General features: G+C 50.2%; 13 protein-coding genes. 2 read left to right on the top strand and 11 right to left on the bottom strand.

What is annotated here, in order from left to right:
- Nucleotides 1–329: 329 nt before the first annotated feature.
- Both HVZ52_RS03710 and HVZ52_RS03705 read left to right on the top strand, forming a co-directional pair.
- Nucleotides 330–1406 carry a methyl-accepting chemotaxis protein gene (locus HVZ52_RS03710; protein ID WP_181598882.1) on the top strand — a complete coding sequence of 359 codons (1077 nt, stop codon included), beginning with the start codon at nt 330–332 and terminating at the stop codon, nt 1404–1406.
- Between the two features lie 48 nt (nt 1407–1454).
- A complete protein-coding gene (locus HVZ52_RS03705) occupies nt 1455–2051 on the top strand; it encodes a dienelactone hydrolase family protein (protein WP_181598881.1) in 597 nt (198 codons plus the stop codon).
- Nucleotides 2052–2105: 54 nt separating this feature from the next.
- Here the strand turns inward: HVZ52_RS03705 and HVZ52_RS03700 are convergent, their stop codons facing one another.
- From HVZ52_RS03700 to HVZ52_RS03650, 11 genes are all read right to left on the bottom strand, one after another.
- A complete protein-coding gene (locus HVZ52_RS03700; protein ID WP_181598880.1) occupies nt 2106–3446 on the bottom strand; it encodes a VasL domain-containing protein in 1341 nt (446 codons plus the stop codon).
- A gap of 1 nt (nt 3447) precedes the next feature.
- On the bottom strand, nt 3448–3900 hold the full coding sequence (gene tssE / locus HVZ52_RS03695) for a type VI secretion system baseplate subunit TssE (RefSeq protein ID WP_181599267.1): 453 nt from the start codon (nt 3898–3900) through the stop codon (nt 3448–3450).
- Nucleotides 3900–4445, bottom strand: coding sequence for a type VI secretion system lipoprotein TssJ (gene tssJ, locus HVZ52_RS03690; protein WP_053388784.1), 546 nt, complete (start codon nt 4443–4445; stop codon nt 3900–3902). Before tssJ ends, tssE begins: the two co-directional genes overlap by 1 nt.
- A complete protein-coding gene (gene tssG, locus HVZ52_RS03685; protein WP_181598879.1) occupies nt 4423–5508 on the bottom strand; it encodes a type VI secretion system baseplate subunit TssG in 1086 nt (361 codons plus the stop codon). The genes tssJ and tssG overlap by 23 nt, the downstream gene beginning before the upstream one ends.
- A complete protein-coding gene (gene tssF / locus HVZ52_RS03680) occupies nt 5472–7226 on the bottom strand; it encodes a type VI secretion system baseplate subunit TssF (protein ID WP_181598878.1) in 1755 nt (584 codons plus the stop codon). The genes tssG and tssF overlap by 37 nt, the downstream gene beginning before the upstream one ends.
- Before the next feature lie 42 nt (nt 7227–7268).
- Complete coding sequence (gene tssA / locus HVZ52_RS03675) at nt 7269–8870, bottom strand: type VI secretion system protein TssA (protein ID WP_181547388.1); 1602 nt, start codon at nt 8868–8870, stop codon at nt 7269–7271.
- Entirely contained in the window at nt 8870–12274 is a 3405-nt protein-coding gene (locus HVZ52_RS03670) for an ImcF-related family protein (RefSeq protein ID WP_181598877.1), read from the bottom strand. The genes tssA and HVZ52_RS03670 overlap by 1 nt, the downstream gene beginning before the upstream one ends.
- Before the next feature lie 5 nt (nt 12275–12279).
- A complete protein-coding gene (locus HVZ52_RS03665; protein ID WP_161623261.1) occupies nt 12280–13710 on the bottom strand; it encodes a hypothetical protein in 1431 nt (476 codons plus the stop codon).
- Entirely contained in the window at nt 13710–13973 is a 264-nt protein-coding gene (locus HVZ52_RS03660) for a PAAR domain-containing protein (protein ID WP_016154470.1), read from the bottom strand. Before HVZ52_RS03660 ends, HVZ52_RS03665 begins: the two co-directional genes overlap by 1 nt.
- Nucleotides 13974–14063: 90 nt before the next feature.
- Entirely contained in the window at nt 14064–15995 is a 1932-nt protein-coding gene (locus HVZ52_RS03655; protein ID WP_181598876.1) for a hypothetical protein, read from the bottom strand.
- Entirely contained in the window at nt 15985–17034 is a 1050-nt protein-coding gene (locus HVZ52_RS03650) for a hypothetical protein (protein WP_181598875.1), read from the bottom strand. The genes HVZ52_RS03655 and HVZ52_RS03650 overlap by 11 nt, the downstream gene beginning before the upstream one ends.
- Nucleotide 17035: the final 1 nt, after the last annotated feature.

Below are 17035 nucleotides of genomic sequence, written 5' to 3'. Positions count from 1 at the left end.
AATCCAACTACACATCCAGGTTGGGGAGCGATATCACAAGAATATTTAGGTTAAGCTAAAATATAAAACTAACAGATGGAGATTTTAATACACTGAAACATCATTATCTGTAGTGTTCAACTGAAGTATAATTCTTATCTTAATAGATAACACGCGCATTTAAAAAACACCAGGCCATTTCTGTAAAATAATTCAACAAAACAATTATCAAGAAAATATAATACATCAAGTAATACTAATTAAAAATATATTGACGTAATCTATAACATAGGCGATAAACTATTAAACCATTATTTTCTTAAAGCTATTATCGAAAAAGGATTGATAAGATGATCAGGAAAATTATCGCTAAGATAGTTAAAAGAAATAGTAACTATAATTACAACACTTCTTCCGAAATCATCGAAACTGACACCCCCATCGCTGAACAAAAAGCAGAAAACTACAATAAAATCATCTGCCATCATTTCACTTCTGGCATATCAACACTCAACCTAATCAGAACATCATTAATTTCAACTCATGAACAATTAAATACAGAAAAAGATAAAATAACAGAACTAAACGCACAAAATAATAAAGCAATGCATTCCCTTGAATCACTCGTTATTGAGATCAATGAGGCAGGCAAAGAATCAGCAGAAATTCAAAAACAAATGACTCATCTGAAGTTATCACTGACTGAAATTAATGATGCAATTAAAGACATACAAAAAATTGCCAATCATACAAATCTAATCGCAATAAATTCAGCGATTGAAGCTGCCCGTGTAGGTGAGGCGGGAAGAGGATTTAGCGTTATATCTAAAGAGGTTAGACAACTGGCTGAAAATGTTAAAACGTGCACTAACCATATATTCTTGCAAACGGAAACCCTCCAGAATAATGGTTCTACGGTTGATACCTCCATCGAAGCACAGCTAGCAATAATCACGAAAATCACTCAGCATATGAATGAAGTTGTTTTTTCTATTAAAAGTGTAATTGAAAAATCAGCCGCAATGAAGTCAATTATTGACTACATATCAAATTTACTATTTTTAAGTATCATTAAAATGGATCATGTTATCTGGAAAATAGATCTATATAAAAAACTTACCGAGAATAAATTAGATGATACGTTGACATCATATAGTCAGTGCAGATTGGGGAAATGGTATTACGGTGATACTGGAAGATGTTTCGCTCATTTAACGGGATTTAAAAATCTGGAGGACCCTCACCAGATGTTACATAATTCCGGCGTTCTTGCAATCGAGTATTCGATTTCTGGCGACCATGAGCATATGTCCCTGGCGTTAAAAAGAATGGAACAGGCCAGTGATGAGGTAATGAATCAGCTCGAGATCCTTGGTAACGAGATTTTCAGGGAGGTTGTAAAATTTACGCCCGGTGATAACCCTTGACAAACTTTATTATTAAAATAGATAGTTAAAAGCTATTGGAGACAGTTGATGTATACTCTATTATCTAAAAATGAAAATGCTGTGATAGTTTTACATGAAATTTATGGATTGAATAATCATATCAAGCAAGTATGTAAAGAACTGCACAATTCAAGACTTGATGTATATTGCCCCAATTTTTTGAACCGCGAAGAACCTTTCTCATACGATCAACATAGCCAGGCATACGATTATTTTATGAAGTTCTGCGGATTCGATACATCAATGATCTTCGATTTACTGATAAGAATACGTGATCATTATAAAAAAATAATAATCGTCGGATTCAGTGTTGGAGGGACATTAGCATGGCTTTGTTCGGAGAATACACAATGCGATGGTATCGTCAGTTTCTACGGAAGCCGTATACGTGATTATACTGATATAATGCCCAACAGCCCAACACTGGTTATCCAGGCGAAATATGAAGAAGCCTGTGATCCTTACTTTCTCCAGCATAAACTCCGTCAGTATCCACTAGTATCGTTTCATATACTCAACAGCCGTCACGGATTTTGCGATCCTTATAATAAGGCATACAATCCGCCTGAATCAGCGAAAGCGCTGACTCTTTCGCATGATTTTATAACGAAGATCATTAACTAAGTTAATATAAACGTCTGACTCATTTGATGGTCTTTGGCTGGCTTATTTCCAGTGCTACCGCCCTCGAATGGCATTTTGTTTCAGCAGCGTATAACGATTAAGAAGCTGGTTAAGCCGTATATCGAGCTGCTGATACAAAGCGGGTGACACACTCCCCTGTTTTTTTAATTCCTCATCGATTTGACGCAACAATTCTTCTGTCGGCGGCGTTTGGTCAAGCTGGCGGCGGATAGTGAAAATGGCTGATTTCAGCTCCGACCCTGTCAGATATTTACCTTTGCGTTCATCAAGTGCATTTAGCTGGGCGGTTAACGCTTCCAGCCCCTGCTGGGCATGATGCCAGTTTTGCAGAGCGCCTTCTGACAACGCTTCCGTAGTTAACTGTTTCTGTAATCTGCTCGTGAATACTGTCGTCTGCGATTCTTCCGGCCACAGAGTGACTAACTGCTGCGCTAATGATGCAGCATATTCCCGCGACCACAAAGGTGACAAGCGATGTAAAACGTCCAATTGCCCTTGCGTTGCAGCAATTATATCTTGCTTCTTCCCCTTCAAATCTGAGGACTGCTTCAACGTGGACAATTGTTCAGGTGTCAGCACCTGCGGCAATGGCTTAACCAGTTCATATCCGTCAGCTCGCATAGGGTTGATACCAAGAAAAGCGCCTGTACTCACCACTGCTGTAACCATGACACCGATAGCAAACCCCAGCCACATGCGTCGGGTTCCATGATCGATTTTGGTAGCTAAAACCGCAGTGCTCGATTGCCCGGACGACGCTGGCTCATTAACCACAAAGACCAGTTGTGGCAAAGACGTCGCAACGTTATTTGTTGCACCTGGAGCCGGTATCATCACTACGGCCGATCCCGAATCGGGATCGGACTTCTCCAGACGCAAAGCTGCATTGTGCATCCAGGTCACGATAACCTCCAGTTTACTAAGCGCTTTCAATTCAAGCCGTTGCAGCACTGCGCAGGCATGTTTTAAACTTTGTTCAACCCGATACACCTTTGATAAATCAGCATATGACAGCGTTAGCGTACGCAATTCTTGCTGTAAGCGAACAGACAGCCATGCCAGGATCTCAACGCGGGCATGGGTTTGCTGTGGCCATATTGCATTCCAGTGGTGCGTCAGTAAGGCCTCCAGAAGTTCCGTGCCTTCGGCAAGTCCCTCCAGTCCCGCATTACGTATTCTGGCTACGGTGTACCAGGCCAGTGTTTGCAGTTCGACGCCATTATGACGAAACAATGACAGGCTTAATTGTTCAACTTTTTGCCAGTCAACGTCCGGGCGCGCAGGGTGAGTCAGCTTGCTAATTTCATCACGTAACTGCCCGAACTCCATGAAAGCACGCGGGTCCCCCCCGGTGCTGATGCGATTCTTTTCCATATCAGAACACTCCAGTCTCAAGCCAACCCTGCCTCTTGAGGTGCCGAATCAGAACCCGCCCCTCGGGCATAAACTCGGTGCCGTAACGCACAAGGCCAATTCCCTTCAGCTCAGCATCAATGGCATAGCGCAGTTCACCAGGAACGTGCTGCTCCAGCAGGACAACCGTTATTTTTTTCAGGCGAGGCTCATATTTGAGCAGAACGGCAGACAATGTCCCCATGAGCTCATGGGCCGTTCCCGGCATGCCCTGAAGGATTTTCGTCATATCGGGCAGGCCGTAGTCTGGCAGATGCGCCAGAGTGCCGGCACGGCAGTTGAGGATGCGTTGCATGTTATCCAGTACCGAGAGGATGACCTGATTTTCTTCACTGACCTGGTTGAGATTGAGACCACCGGTAAAATTTCCGGTCAGCATTTCATACAGCGAAGGCGTGTTATGTCCCTGGGTCATCATTCGTCCTTGAGCGGTTGCAGCGTCAGATGGTTGTTACCGGCTTCCAGAATGCGCGGCTTATCCGGGTCAAGTTCTTCGCGGCCTATCACCAGCTTCCAGGTGTTGTTGACCATATCCGGGTGACGGAACAGACCCACCACCGCCACAAACTGTGTATCGGCCTCCATCGGCATATTCAGGGTCGCATCACCGCCCGGCTTAACCACCACATCACGGCTTGCCAGCAGGTCAGCTTTCAGAATGGTCTCCCCGTCTATCAGCAACTGTTGGTAGACCGTTTTGTCGAAAGTTTTGCGGTCTTTCAGTTGGTAGATACGGATCACTACCGGTTCAGACAGCGAGTTACTTTCGCGGGAATCGGTATTCAGCGCCTCACGCGCGGTGAAATCCAGGTGCAGCACCTTAATCTTTTTGTAGAACACGGCGTTAAAGGCCGATTTGGTGCCATCGGTGATACCCTGCGTCACCCCGCAGCCCGTCAGACTGAATGCCAGTAGGGGTAACAGCCAGCGCGCTGTATTAGTTAAACTTGTACGTAACACATCGGTTTCCTTGTTGTGGTGTCGCGGGCTGAAGTCCGGTGTAATAGCCCAGTTCGGTCGTAAAGGTCTGGGGGATATCGTCCGGGAGGTCTTCGTCTTCCGCGCCCAGCACGCCATTCATCCCAAGCCAGAAGGGGCCTTCGCCGAGCGGCGGAGCCGCCAGCAGTCGGGTTCGGGTGGTCAGGGTGATTTTTACCCTGAAGCGCCAGCCGAGATAGACACGCAGCATCACCAGAAAGTCCTGATACAGCAGGCCATCCGGCTTCCAGCCCTGTACTTCCTGTTCATTTTCCGTGGTGAGAGCAACGAGCAGTTGGCTGTTGGCATCCATCGCTTCGTCACCGAGCGGCGTGTTGCCATCCAGCAGAAAATCATCATCGTCATGAAAGCCCAGAGGCCGATTGACCTCCACCGGACGCAGACAGTAGGGGCTGACCTTCACAGTGGTATCCGGGGCCAGCAGCGTCACCAGCGCCTGCATTCCCTCCTGGGTTTTACCGGGCTGTTGCAGTACGCCCAGCAGCGCAAGAAATCGGGATACCGGCGTGGCAATATGGTTTGCCGTACCGGGAATGCCCAACCCCACCAGGCCCAGCAACGACTGCGAGATGCTGTCAGTCCCGCCAGGCTCGAATGTGGCCGGGTAGGAATATTTTCGCCAGATACGATAAAACTGAGTCAGGATGCGGTGGCTGAAGATATCCAGAAAGCCCTGTAATGCCTCATGCCCTTCCCGGCGCTGGGTGATGTCGTCGAGATAGGCGGTTGGCAGCGGCGAATCAACGCCGTACATCCCCATAAACGTCGCGCGGATGAGCGGTGGTTTACTGTCATTCTCTTCGTCATACTCAACGACTTTGAGTTCGCTCGCCGGAAAGCCCATCCCGGGGTGTGGCGCAAATCGCACCGGGTCATCTGCGGGGTGGCTGGTTGAGCCCATCAGCGGCCGGTCCGGATTCAGTTTCTCCAGCAACTGGCAGAAACGGTAAAAGTTTATCCGGTTAAGGTCAGCCTCCAGGCGCGGGGTCAGCCGGGAATACGGCGGTTGTGCTTCTCTTCCCATTCAAGGCGTTCTCCGGTCGGTTGCAGGATGATAATCAGGCGGTTAAACAGATAGATATCGGTGTAGAGCGCGAAGAAGCGGCTCAGCATCTCGCCGAACAGGCAGATATCACCGCGTCCGGCAAAGCCGTGGCTGTCCAGCGTCACCTCAATCTGCACACCGCGTACCAGGTAGCCCTGCTCAAAGCGCTCGGTTTCGCTGTGCTTCACGTCAATGATGGCTTCCAGGCGGCGGCGGTTCATCTCGCTGTCGGTCCATTCATACAGCGCCAGGGTACCGCGCAGCACATCGGCATTATCCATCATCGACAGGAATCCGCTGCCGAGGTGACTCAGCACGCGCCAGTGGAAACGGTCCTGCGCCGGCGGATAACAGGGCAGTGTCGGCGCACACAGGTTACGCACGGCGATATTGGCCGAGGTGGTTTTCATCACCGTATCAAGCACCGTGCTCTGCAGTGCTCGTCGTGGCAGTTGGCCGTTGGTGCCGGTGAGCGTCAGCGACAGGCTTTCGTCTTCCGGTACGGTGTGGTTATCAAAGGCTTCACCGCCAAGGATAAGCCAGGTGTTATGCAGGCCCGACGGGCCACGGCGCACGCGGGTGTGGTAGTAATATTCCGGCGCTTCATGACGCATCATTCCACCTTTGTGGCGGAAACTCGAAAACGGCACGTATGTGTGCTGGCTCGATGACATTACCGAATCCACCGCGTATATCTCGGTATGGCCATCCTGCACGCGCATTGGGCGCAGCATGTATTCGGTCTGCAGGGAGTTGAGCGTCAGCGGGTCAGATTCCAGCGGGAACAGGTTAATCACCGGCACGCAGTTCAGGCGCAGGTGCTTTTCGGTAAAGCTGAAGTCATGCTCCCAGCGTTCCGCCAGCACCACGTCGATTTCAAACCAGGGGAGCTCAGCCGGGAAGGCTACGGTTTCCAGCCCACGCAGCCCCGTGAACATGAATTTCTCACGGAAGGTGAAGTACTCCAGCAACAGCTGATAGCCGCTAAAGCTGCTGCTACCCTTCGGCCACAGGTCATCGTCATCGCCAAAACCCAGCGCGCTGAAATATCCGTCGAGCGGTCTTCTGTCCATGTCTCCCGGCATCCGCAACCATAGGCGGGCCGTGTTCATGGTAAAAGCTTCATGCATGGCGCAGGCCAGCGGAGCGTCTGCATTGAAGTAGAACGGGAGCTGACTGAGATCGACACGACTCCAGTCGGCAAGATGGCTGCAATTAAAGCGCAGCGTGATGACCGAACGCCCGTCAGGGTCGGTGGACAGTCGGGCGTGCTCCAGCGACAACGGTTGAAGGGTAATCTCTTTGGTAGTGGTGTACCGGCAGCGCGTACCCTTCTCACCGATCGGTCGCGAGTTTACCTCGAAACCTTTGACGATACGCATCTGCTCTTTCATCTCACGCCAGTCAGGGGTGAACTCCACCACCGACATTGACGGAATGGTACGCAGGTAATGCGGCCACAGCAGGCTGACTAGCCCTTCGGTTAGTTCCGGTAGATCGTCATCAAGTTTCTCGCGCAAGCGGCCCATCAGGAAGGCAAAGCCTTCAAACAGGCGTTCCACATACGGGTCGCGCGCGCCCGCTTTATCGAGATTGAGCATTGCCGCCTGCTCCGGGTGAGCACGGGCAAACTCTTCGCCCGCTTCCAGCAGGTAGCGCATTTCAGCGTCGTAATAACGCAGGGTTAAATCGTCCATAAAAACCTGAATATGTGTGTTTTAAAGGTATGCCAAGTGGTGTTACCCGCAAAGCACTGCACTGCCTGCCGGATCGAGCGCAATCAGACCAGCCAGAAGCTGGTCCATCTCAGGCTGAAGCCGTGATTTATCGGTTTCACTGCGTGTAGCTTTCATACGCAGCAGTCTGAGGCGACGCGATTTCACTTCAAACAGCAGCGCCGGTGTCCACTGCGTGAGGGTGATGGACTGCGCAGCACCATCGAGCTCGCCCAGCAGATGCAGCGCCAGTTCATTCTTGCCCTTCTGCTCGGCTACACGGGCCATCAGCAGGCGCAGCAGCCATTTGTCTTTTGTGGAGTCGGAGCCCGGACGGGTCTGCAGCCAGTGTAGTGTGGCATCCAGACCGTCAGTGTCCGCTTTCTCCAACGCTTCCGGCTCAAGGGCCAGAATATCGTTGCCCGTCTCACTGACGGCACTGACCGGCTCATCGCGCCAGCCGGACATATCGTCCAGTACGCTCTGATTTATCCAGTTCAGCGTGACTTCATCGGCAAACGGCGTTCCGTCATTAAAGGCCAAGGTTTCAAGCCCGGTAAGGCGGCGCAGCAACCCTTTCAGGTCTGCAGTGATGATATCGGCCAGTACATCCTGCCCTGACTTTATCAGTGCCTGGTGGATATACCACTGCAAATCCAGCCAGAGGTGATTGGCACCGCGCGAGAAGGTATTGTCCGCCTGCTCCAGTATTTCCAGCCAGCTCTGCTGCAGATACAGGCGTTTGAGCATGGCCCGCTGGTCAGCACGCGGCGGTTCGATGCGCGTTTTCCCTTCGGCATCAGGTGCCGGAATAGCACTCAGCGTGTCATGACGCAGGCTTTTCATCAGCCGGTGTGCGGCGAGCCAGCCATCGGGCTGCTCACGCAGATATCCGGTCAGGGTACGGGCCTGGGCCAGCAAATCTTGACCAGAGGTGATGCGGCTCAAAACCGGCGTGTCTGACTCGATGGTATGCATAGCGCTCTGTGACTGAGCCTTATTACCAGCGTTCTGCGGTACCACAGCATCCACGCCACCGGCCTTCATCAGGCGAGACTCCAGAGCACTGTATAGTGCATTGAGCTCTGGCCGTGACGCTTCTGGTTCTGGCTCCAGACTGTCGCGGATGAGCAGCAGCGCACCGGCAGTGCGCAGTGCATCATCGCGTACCACTTCCGGCCAGAGTGACAGGCTGTCCAGAACGCGGGAGCCTGCGAGCCACTCCAGCGCCGGTTTACGGCTCCGCTCACGCTGAGGATGAAGCTGCGTTCCATAGCGCTGTAGCAATCTGGCCAGCAGTTCAAGCCCTTCGGCAAAGCCGGTCTCCCCGTCCTGATGCAGACGCGCCCAGCAGTAGTAGGTGGCGATCCGGATATCTTTGGCTGTGGTGGTCAGCAGTTTTTCGGCAAGCGTGCAAATCAGGCCGGTATCGATGCCGGATAGTTTATTGACCTCCTCGCGGATACGCTGAAAATCATCGTCATAACCGGGGTCTTCTCCGGTCGGACTGGTGTCATTTACCGGAGCAAGCCAGGGCTGCCAGTTTTCCGTGCGTGCCTGCGCCTGTTGCCGCAACTGAGTTTCGTCAGCCTGACAGGCGGCAACCAGATTCTGCAGTGTGCTCATTATTCGCCCCCCTCCATGTCATTGTTTCTGGTGTTGGCCATCAGCGCCTGCGCGGTGGCCTCGCTGTCAACACTGAATATCTGATCCGGCAGCGTGAAACCACGCAGTTCCAGCAACGCCAGCGGACCTTTTCCGAGTTGTGAGCGCAGCACCCACTGCAGGGTGCGACCATCCGGGGCGGTAAAACTCATCATCCACTGACTGCGGTCAAGCTGCTGGCGCTTGCCCTGGTCCAGCCAGCGAATAAAGCCCCAGGTCCCACTGAAATCCCCGAACAGACGCGCACCGGCATTGACCGTGGTCCAGGTCAGCATCGTCCCCGGCTTGTAGGTATCTCCCGGCCAGCGGAAGCTTTGCCAGTCGGCCATCTGGTTGAAGTAGTGCAGCTTTTGTCCATCAATGGTCAACTGGGTTTCCACCACCTGCGGCACAGGACGCGCCTGCAGTTCAAAGCTGATGCCCTGGCTGCCATCTGTGAACAGAATGTCTGACAGTTGACTCAGTTGGTTAATGGCCCGCAGGAAGGCCGGGTTAAAGTTCAACCTCTGGCTGTTGACCTTATCCGGTACCCACTGACTACCCTCTTTGTGCAGCACACCGTTGAGCTCTGTCGTCAGGAAGCGCTCTATACGTCCGCTGTCCTTACGCACAAATTCAGCCAGCATCGGCAAAGAGGCATCACTTTTACTCACCGCAAACGGGAAGCGCCCGTCAAAGGCCGTGTGCCAGTTCGCCACCACGGCGCGGCTCCATTTATCATTCAGGCTCGCCGCCGACGGCTGCAGCACCGTTTCCCAGGCCTGAGTCAGTGGCAACACGAACATCGTGCTGCCAAAACTGCTCCACTCTTCGCCAAGGCTTGCCGAAATAAGGCTACCGTATTGCTGGGTGTCGGTCAGATCGACGCTCTTGCCCTTAAACACGGTCTGGGCGAGAGTCTGCATCATCTCCTGTGGATCAGAAGCGCTTGCCACCTGCTGCAGGCGCAGACGCACGCGGGTGATACGGGTCAGATAGGTCTGCAGGCTCAGCGAAGTGTCAGCCGACATGACGTTGCTGCCTTTGTTTTTACCCAGAAGCTGAAGCAGCGGACCAAAGGTTTCATCCAGCGGACCCTGCGGCCCTGACGCAGACTGGTCAATCACCGGTTTGTCTTTCCCGCCGACAAGATCCTTAGCCGATTTGATAATGGAATCCGAAAGTCCCTCGCTTTGCTGGCCGGTCTGCCCCTGCCAGGCGAGAGTATTCATCAGAGCAATCAGTGGCGACTGGCGCACATCACTCATCAGCGTCAACTGGTCAGTGACGTCTGCAATGTTGTTTGCCGGGTTAAGCCGCAGACTGTTGAGAAAATTCAGCCAGCTACCCGCAAAATCAGTGAAGTAACGTTGCGTCAGGCGCGCTTTCAGGGCTTCCGGCGACAGGTCTGAGGACACTGCTTTTCGGCTGTCGCTCAGCACCCAGTCAATTTCGTCACGACGGGAGTTAGCCGCTTTCTCTATCGCCTGCTGAATACCGCCCTCCCACGCCTGACGGGTAAACATGCCTGGTACCACTTCATCAGTGGTGAACAGGCGGCGGGCATCAGTACCGCTGGTCATGTCCTCCAGAGATACATCTGCAAAGTTACGGCGCACCGATTTGAGCATGTTTTCATACAGCGTACTTTCCGCGTTGCGACGCCCGATTTGCTGCAACAGCACCTGGCGGCTCTGGCTGACCAGTTGCGCATCCGGCGTGATTTTCCACTGTGGCTGTTTTGGGAGTGTGGCGATATAGAAGGCCCACAAATCCGGCGACAGGCTTTGCCACAGACCGGTAGAGATGCCCGTCCGCGCTGGCTGCACGGTTTTCAGGGTCTGCGCGTAGAATGCGCCGTCGGCTTTATCCGGCCGGGCCATCATCATCCACGCCTTCAATTGGTCATAACCGGGTTTAGCAAGCTGCGCACGCCGATCGCTGTTCGGCACAGAGTTGATCAGCGCGGTCAGTTTTTCCGTCAGAGCGGCATTGGCCGGATCGCGAATCAGGCGATTATTCGCGACACCGTACCACGGCAGCATCGCGCTCAGCAGATGTTGGCTATGATCAAGGCCAAAGCGCTGATACAAAGGTGAGCCATTCTGAATGTGATGCTGTAAACGACCCGCATCGTTACGCAGTTCATGCAGTGTCGTCAGTTGGTAATCCGATACGGAAGGATGTTCCACCAGGTTGCGTGCTTTTGTCGCGACAGAAGAGATTTGCCCGTAGTTCAGTGAAAACGAAAGCAGCGTCCCGCCCCCCCAGACCCCGATAATGATCATCAGTATCCAGGCAAGCGTTTGTTCCCACGCCATCCCGACACGGCGGCCACGTACACGGGGGCAGTCGTCAACGATACCCTGCCAGGTCGCTGGCAGAGTCAGCGCATGGCGCTGTGATTCCGGAACATAATTCTCCGCATCGGTATAAGCAACTGCGTTTTCAGGCGACTGACTTCCCGACAGGCTGAACATCAGGCCACGCAGCGGAACGCGTTGCTGGGAGGCAGACAGCCATGGCACAAGTTGCTGAGCCCAGCGGGCGATACCGCCGTCTTTGAGGTGCTGGCCCAGGCGCAGCAGGAAGTCGTGACCGTTGTTCTCAGCGACCTGACTAATACCCTGTGCCCGCAATTCCGGCAGTATCCTTTCAAGCTGGCGGGTAATATCGTCTTCTTTTGCACGCAGCGGAAAGCGTGCCCCGACAGTCTGCTCAGGGCGTTTTGTCTGCGACCAGTTGCTGTCGCATAACTGCCATAGCCAGACCGGGGCAGAATAACGCAGCAGCTCGCTGATTTTTTCCAGCCCGCGTAAATCGTTGTCACTGACCTGTGGCGTCAGGTTAAAAGACTGAGGTATTACCCGGACAATCCCGTCCAGTGGGCGTCCACGGCGTAATTTGCGTAGTGCAGCGTATTTTTCTGTGTCGTGCTCTGCGGTCAGGCTGCCACCATAAATCAGCACCGTGCAGTTCCCTTCCAGCCATTGGCTTTCCTGCAGGCCGGGAACCAGCTGTTCGATAGCGGCTTCGTCGCCAGTGACCAGTAGCAGACGGACTTTATGACGCCAGAAGAACGAGTACCGTCTTCTGAGATGTTTGTTCAGTGCTGAAAAATCATTTTGATCCGACGTTCTTTCTTCTTTGTGATTATTTTCACCATCAGGCGTAACGGGAGAGGGATTTTGTTGCCTGGACCACGTAAAAAATACCAAGGTGCATAATGTGGCAGTCAGGATGATGAAACCAGCCATCACATACCAGAAATTATCGTCACCACTATCAGAGGGCAACTGCGTTGTCTGTGCAAAAATAAAGAGTATCAACAGCAGGACTGCCACGATGAGTAGCCCAGCCCCCAGTGGCTTTGAAATCTTTTTCATGCCGGTTATTCCTTTACGGAGTGTCGTGCAACCCTGATAAATTCCGGGCGCTGGAGACGAGCTGTAATTCGCCTCAGCAAAATAGCCAACCCGGGCAATATCACTATCAGTGACAGCAGAAGAAGAGTGATCCCTGACCAGGAGAATGCCGTTGAAGGGAAATAGCGGATCATGAGGCTGTACAGCCCGGCATTGAGCAGTAATGCCATCAGAACAGATCCTCCGGGGAAGGGTGGCTGAATAACGAAATGATCAGACCCGACTTCGGGGGCGTTGTTTCCGATCGTCACTGCCCAGGCATCTTCCTCGCCTTCGAGAAGTAGCCACTGACTGGCTGGGCCATAAGCAGCCATCTCAGCCGCAGCGCCAATCATTGCCCAGCCAGCAAGGCCGCCATACCAGACACATGCGGTGTCAAAGTCAATGACACCACCAGTTCCAATGCTATCGTACAGAGGAACCGGCAGATCATTCAGCACCCTATTCACTGACTGCCGTGGCGCATCTGACAGCCCACTGTGCCAGACAAGGTGTTTCTTGCTGGCAGGCGTGAGGGCCATATCCCGTAATTCACTGAGTTCCGTTGCAAGCGTACGGGTGTTGAGCGGCATCGCCCGGAAAATCCGTAACGCATTTTTTCCTTCACCCTGATTTAGCATCGACGGATGAATCATAAACAACGCGCTGGCAAATTCAGGTAGAACATCATCGGGAAGCCGATAGTGCATTGCCAGTACCAGTACGGGCCGCTTTGTTGACCCTACAAACTGATTCCAGTCACCAAAGGATGAATCTGCATCCTGAAAATGAACGTCGACATTCCAAGGTGTGGGACCTACTGACCAGATGCGATGGAATGACTGAGATTCACGATCTTTGTCGCTACCATTGGTCTGAACAATAATCTGGAGTGGGCCGGAAGGATATCGTCGCTGAATCGAAGGACTTATCTGAGCGATGAGATGACGAAGTAGCTGCTCAAAACGTGAAATGCCGGGCGTAATAGGGGCGTCCGACAACAACGTTAAAGGTGGCGGGTCCGCGCTATCCCCTGCCTGTGTATGTGCAAGACGAGACAACAGGTTCGTATTGGCAGTGATGAAAACATGGCTAAGAATGACGAGATGCTGATGCGCGCGTAAGCGCCATTTCAGACGCATACTCCGGCACCATTCATTCCAGTTCCAGACTCGAATTGCGAGCGTTTCCCACCAGAAACTATAGACAGCGATAGCTGCCGAAATGCCTGTAAATGTCCGGATAGTCAGTGGTAACCAGTACCCACTGCTCAACGAAGGCAACCCTGTCGTCGGTAATTTCAGCACAGCAACAATTAGGCCAATGAAAAGGCCTAATACGATAATCAAAAGACAGACCCAGGGCGACCAGGCCGTTGCCTGCGCTTTTTCAGGCACCTCCGGCAGAGACCATCCCATCAGCCAACCTCCATATCCTGCAAGCTTGCGATGACGCTTGCACCACACTGCGTTTTACAGCCATGTAGAACAATTCCACGCCCGTTTTCTTCATAGGCAGAAATATCGCACTCAATAATTTTATTTATGCCATGCTCAGGGCAGGTGACGGTATCATTTAAGAGTGCGGCATTTTTACCGGATATATCAAAACTGGATGAGGCTGATGTGACTTTACCACCATGTGTAGTGACATCCCCTAAAACAACTGCAAATTTCCCCACTTTCTATTCCTTTAATTATAATTAAACACCTGACTCCATAGTGCTTAATTTTAGAAAACTCACCGAGACTTAAAGTCAGCTTAAATATATTTATGCCTTATTTACAACTCTGTAAGCGGGTAACTTACGTTGCTCTGTATTAAACTCATCACCAACAGTATCCCGGCTAATTAAATCAGGCTCTGGCACTTTGTCAGGGATTCCACTAAAGAGATAGGGATCCTCCCCCTGTACCCAGTCAGCTTTTCGCCGTAAATCAGCCATAAATTCCTTATCCCAGGTTGCATCGCAATATCCTATCGGTAAATCATATGCCACTATCTGAGACATGAAATCAGCACGCATTGGCAAAGTACTATGGTCCGTGGGCTGGGAAACGTAGGTTCTCAGGCGAGCATCTTTCTCTTCAAATGTTTCTTTGCGAGTCACGGGTACCAGTCGAGGCTCTGATTGTGTCCCCAAATTCTTAAAGCCAATCACAATATCCTGATTAGGGTAAAGATTAATGTAGTTGTCATAGGTATTGTCGTTTTTATTTTTTTTATCCGGGTTGAACTCTCCCCAGCCATCTATTTGCCTGGCGTCATGTTCCATCCCCACTCGTGTTACATCAAAATTTGCCAATTTAGTAGCATCAATAGGCTCCGGAACTTTTTCGGCATTAATAAAAACCGTTTGCCATTCTGGAGGATCCGGATAGGTGAAACTACTGCTTTGATACTGGTCGCCTTTATCATCCCAGAAAGGTTTTCCATCCGGCAATTTTGCAAAAGGCGTCACGGGATTTGGAGCTTCGCCACATGGAGTACTGCGAGCCAGCATCCGCTGAAATAAATTTCCCTGATGCTTTTTCAGCAGAGGATGAGGATGCCCCTGAGAATCATTGGGTAATCCCTGCCAGCCAATTGAGCGTAGCGGCCGTGATCCCATAACACGGTCATGAGGACAAAAGTAGATATAAGTGCGCCCGTGATTATCGCGTTCGGTAAGACTGGTACCATTTTCATCAGCAAGAGTGACATCAGGTCGCCAGTTTTTTTTATCTGCCGTTTGTCCGACACAAAGCCCTTCATAGCCCAGTGATGACAAATGATTTTTTCTGGAAGCGACCTTATCAACAATGGCAGACAATGTACTTTGCCTCCCTTTAGGTGAGATACATTCCTCTGCAGGAAGCGACGCACCATTGAGATCGTTGTGATCCAGTGCATAGGGGGAGTTAAGTACAAATAATGCATCAGGTGCTTGTTCAGCAATTGCTACGGCAGCCATTGCGACCATGGTTCCCTGACTGTGAGAAATAATGGTCACCGTATCTTTGGGATATTTATTACGAATACTGTCAACCATGTCTGCAAGGCGTTTGGCTGCATGCGCATAATATTTTCGCGGTGGCGCATTGGTTAACAGGCGATCTTTGTCTTCATTAAACCACTGGACTTTAATACCTGCAACGCTCTCTTTAAACCCTTTCTCACTCCATAAAGAATGTAGATTATTTGTACCGTTCTGGAATGGCCCCCCGCCCCAGAAAAATGGCCCCTGAGCAATAATGCTTTCATGAGAAACACCTTGCATTTTCAACTGATGATAATCAACGCCTTTCCTATTGGCTAACGGTATAACGTATTTATCTTCATTACCTTTAGGTGAGGAATACCCCCAATAGAATCTAATCACAGGAGAGTTTGATTCTTTTGTGTTTGTCGCATCTCTTTCAACTAATGGTGTAGTTGAAACCACAGAATCGCTTTTGTATTTATTCTTAATTAGAAGATATGGTTTTTCAAGGCCAAGCCGTTTATTTAAACCTACACATAGGCTTTCTTCAGCGCTCTCAAACCATTCTCCCGTTGAATTAACACCATGGACCAGTATAATAATCCCAGGTAAATGAGGTGGTAAATCACATCCACCTCTAACCTGACAATTCTTATGTGAAGGAAATGAACTCCAGGAAGGGTGTCCATTATCATCGAACTTACACTCAAGCTCTCGGATTGGCTCTTTGCTATTGCTCATTTTTCACTACCTCCCTTTTACCATATTTCGATATATAGATTATAGTTTTGGCTTTAACTTCATTATTGCATTGATAAGATCTATCACTACCTTCATCAGATAATCGGGGGAACCCAATTCTATTTTTATAAACATCTCTTGTCATTTTTGTGGCTATATCAGATAGCTCATTTGCCAGTCTATTAGTTTCGTCATGCGATTTAGGCGGAATAGACTCTCTTGCATAGTCAAATATATTAAAACGCGGACCATAATCATTAGCATATGGTAGTTTTCTTCGAGACACTTCCTTCTTTATCCGTTTTTCAACTTCAATATCCATATCATTAAATACATTTATTAACTTACCGCTATTGCTATCGAAGCGAAATTTATTCACACCAGAAAGACCATCAGTATATCCATCACTATAAACTGGCTCTTTCTTGGACTCATCCCTTAGATAAACACCATCATTAGCCACTACCACTTTAAGCTTACTGAATCGTTCAGGGGTGTTGTACTCCTCAGCTATAATTTTATAGATAAAGGTTTTTCCATGATCTGCTGAAAAGAAGAAAAACACAGGACAACCTCTTTCTGACCTTCCGCTACCACAATATTGCCTGGTTGATGCACCGGGGAATGCCAGATAACCATTATCTGCACCATTAATAATGGTTCCCTGATAAGCCGCAACATTATTACCACGACGATATGAGAAATCATAAAAATCTGTATCCCATCCCAGTTGGGTTTTTATTTCCCTTTCAGTATCATTATAATAAATCTGCCCCCCCTTATCACAAGATATGTAGTTTTCCAGTGTCAGATATCGATTTTTATCTATGCGATAAATAATTTGAGTCGGCGCATCCGTTTCAACTTTTCGTGATTCTTCTACCTGTTGAGACCCGCTCATTCCTCCCAGACCGACCCCAAAACTGGCCCCCATTGATACACCAGCTAAAAACTGAAGTCCTTTATAAATGGCATACAGGAGCACACCAGTAATGGCTATAATTGTGAGTACTTTTCTGTCTGACTGATTCCATTTCATA

The organism is Citrobacter sp. RHB36-C18, assembly GCF_013814485.1.
GTDB classification, from domain to species: Bacteria; Pseudomonadota; Gammaproteobacteria; order Enterobacterales; family Enterobacteriaceae; genus Citrobacter; species Citrobacter braakii.
This window is presented reverse-complemented; position numbering and strand designations above follow the sequence as displayed.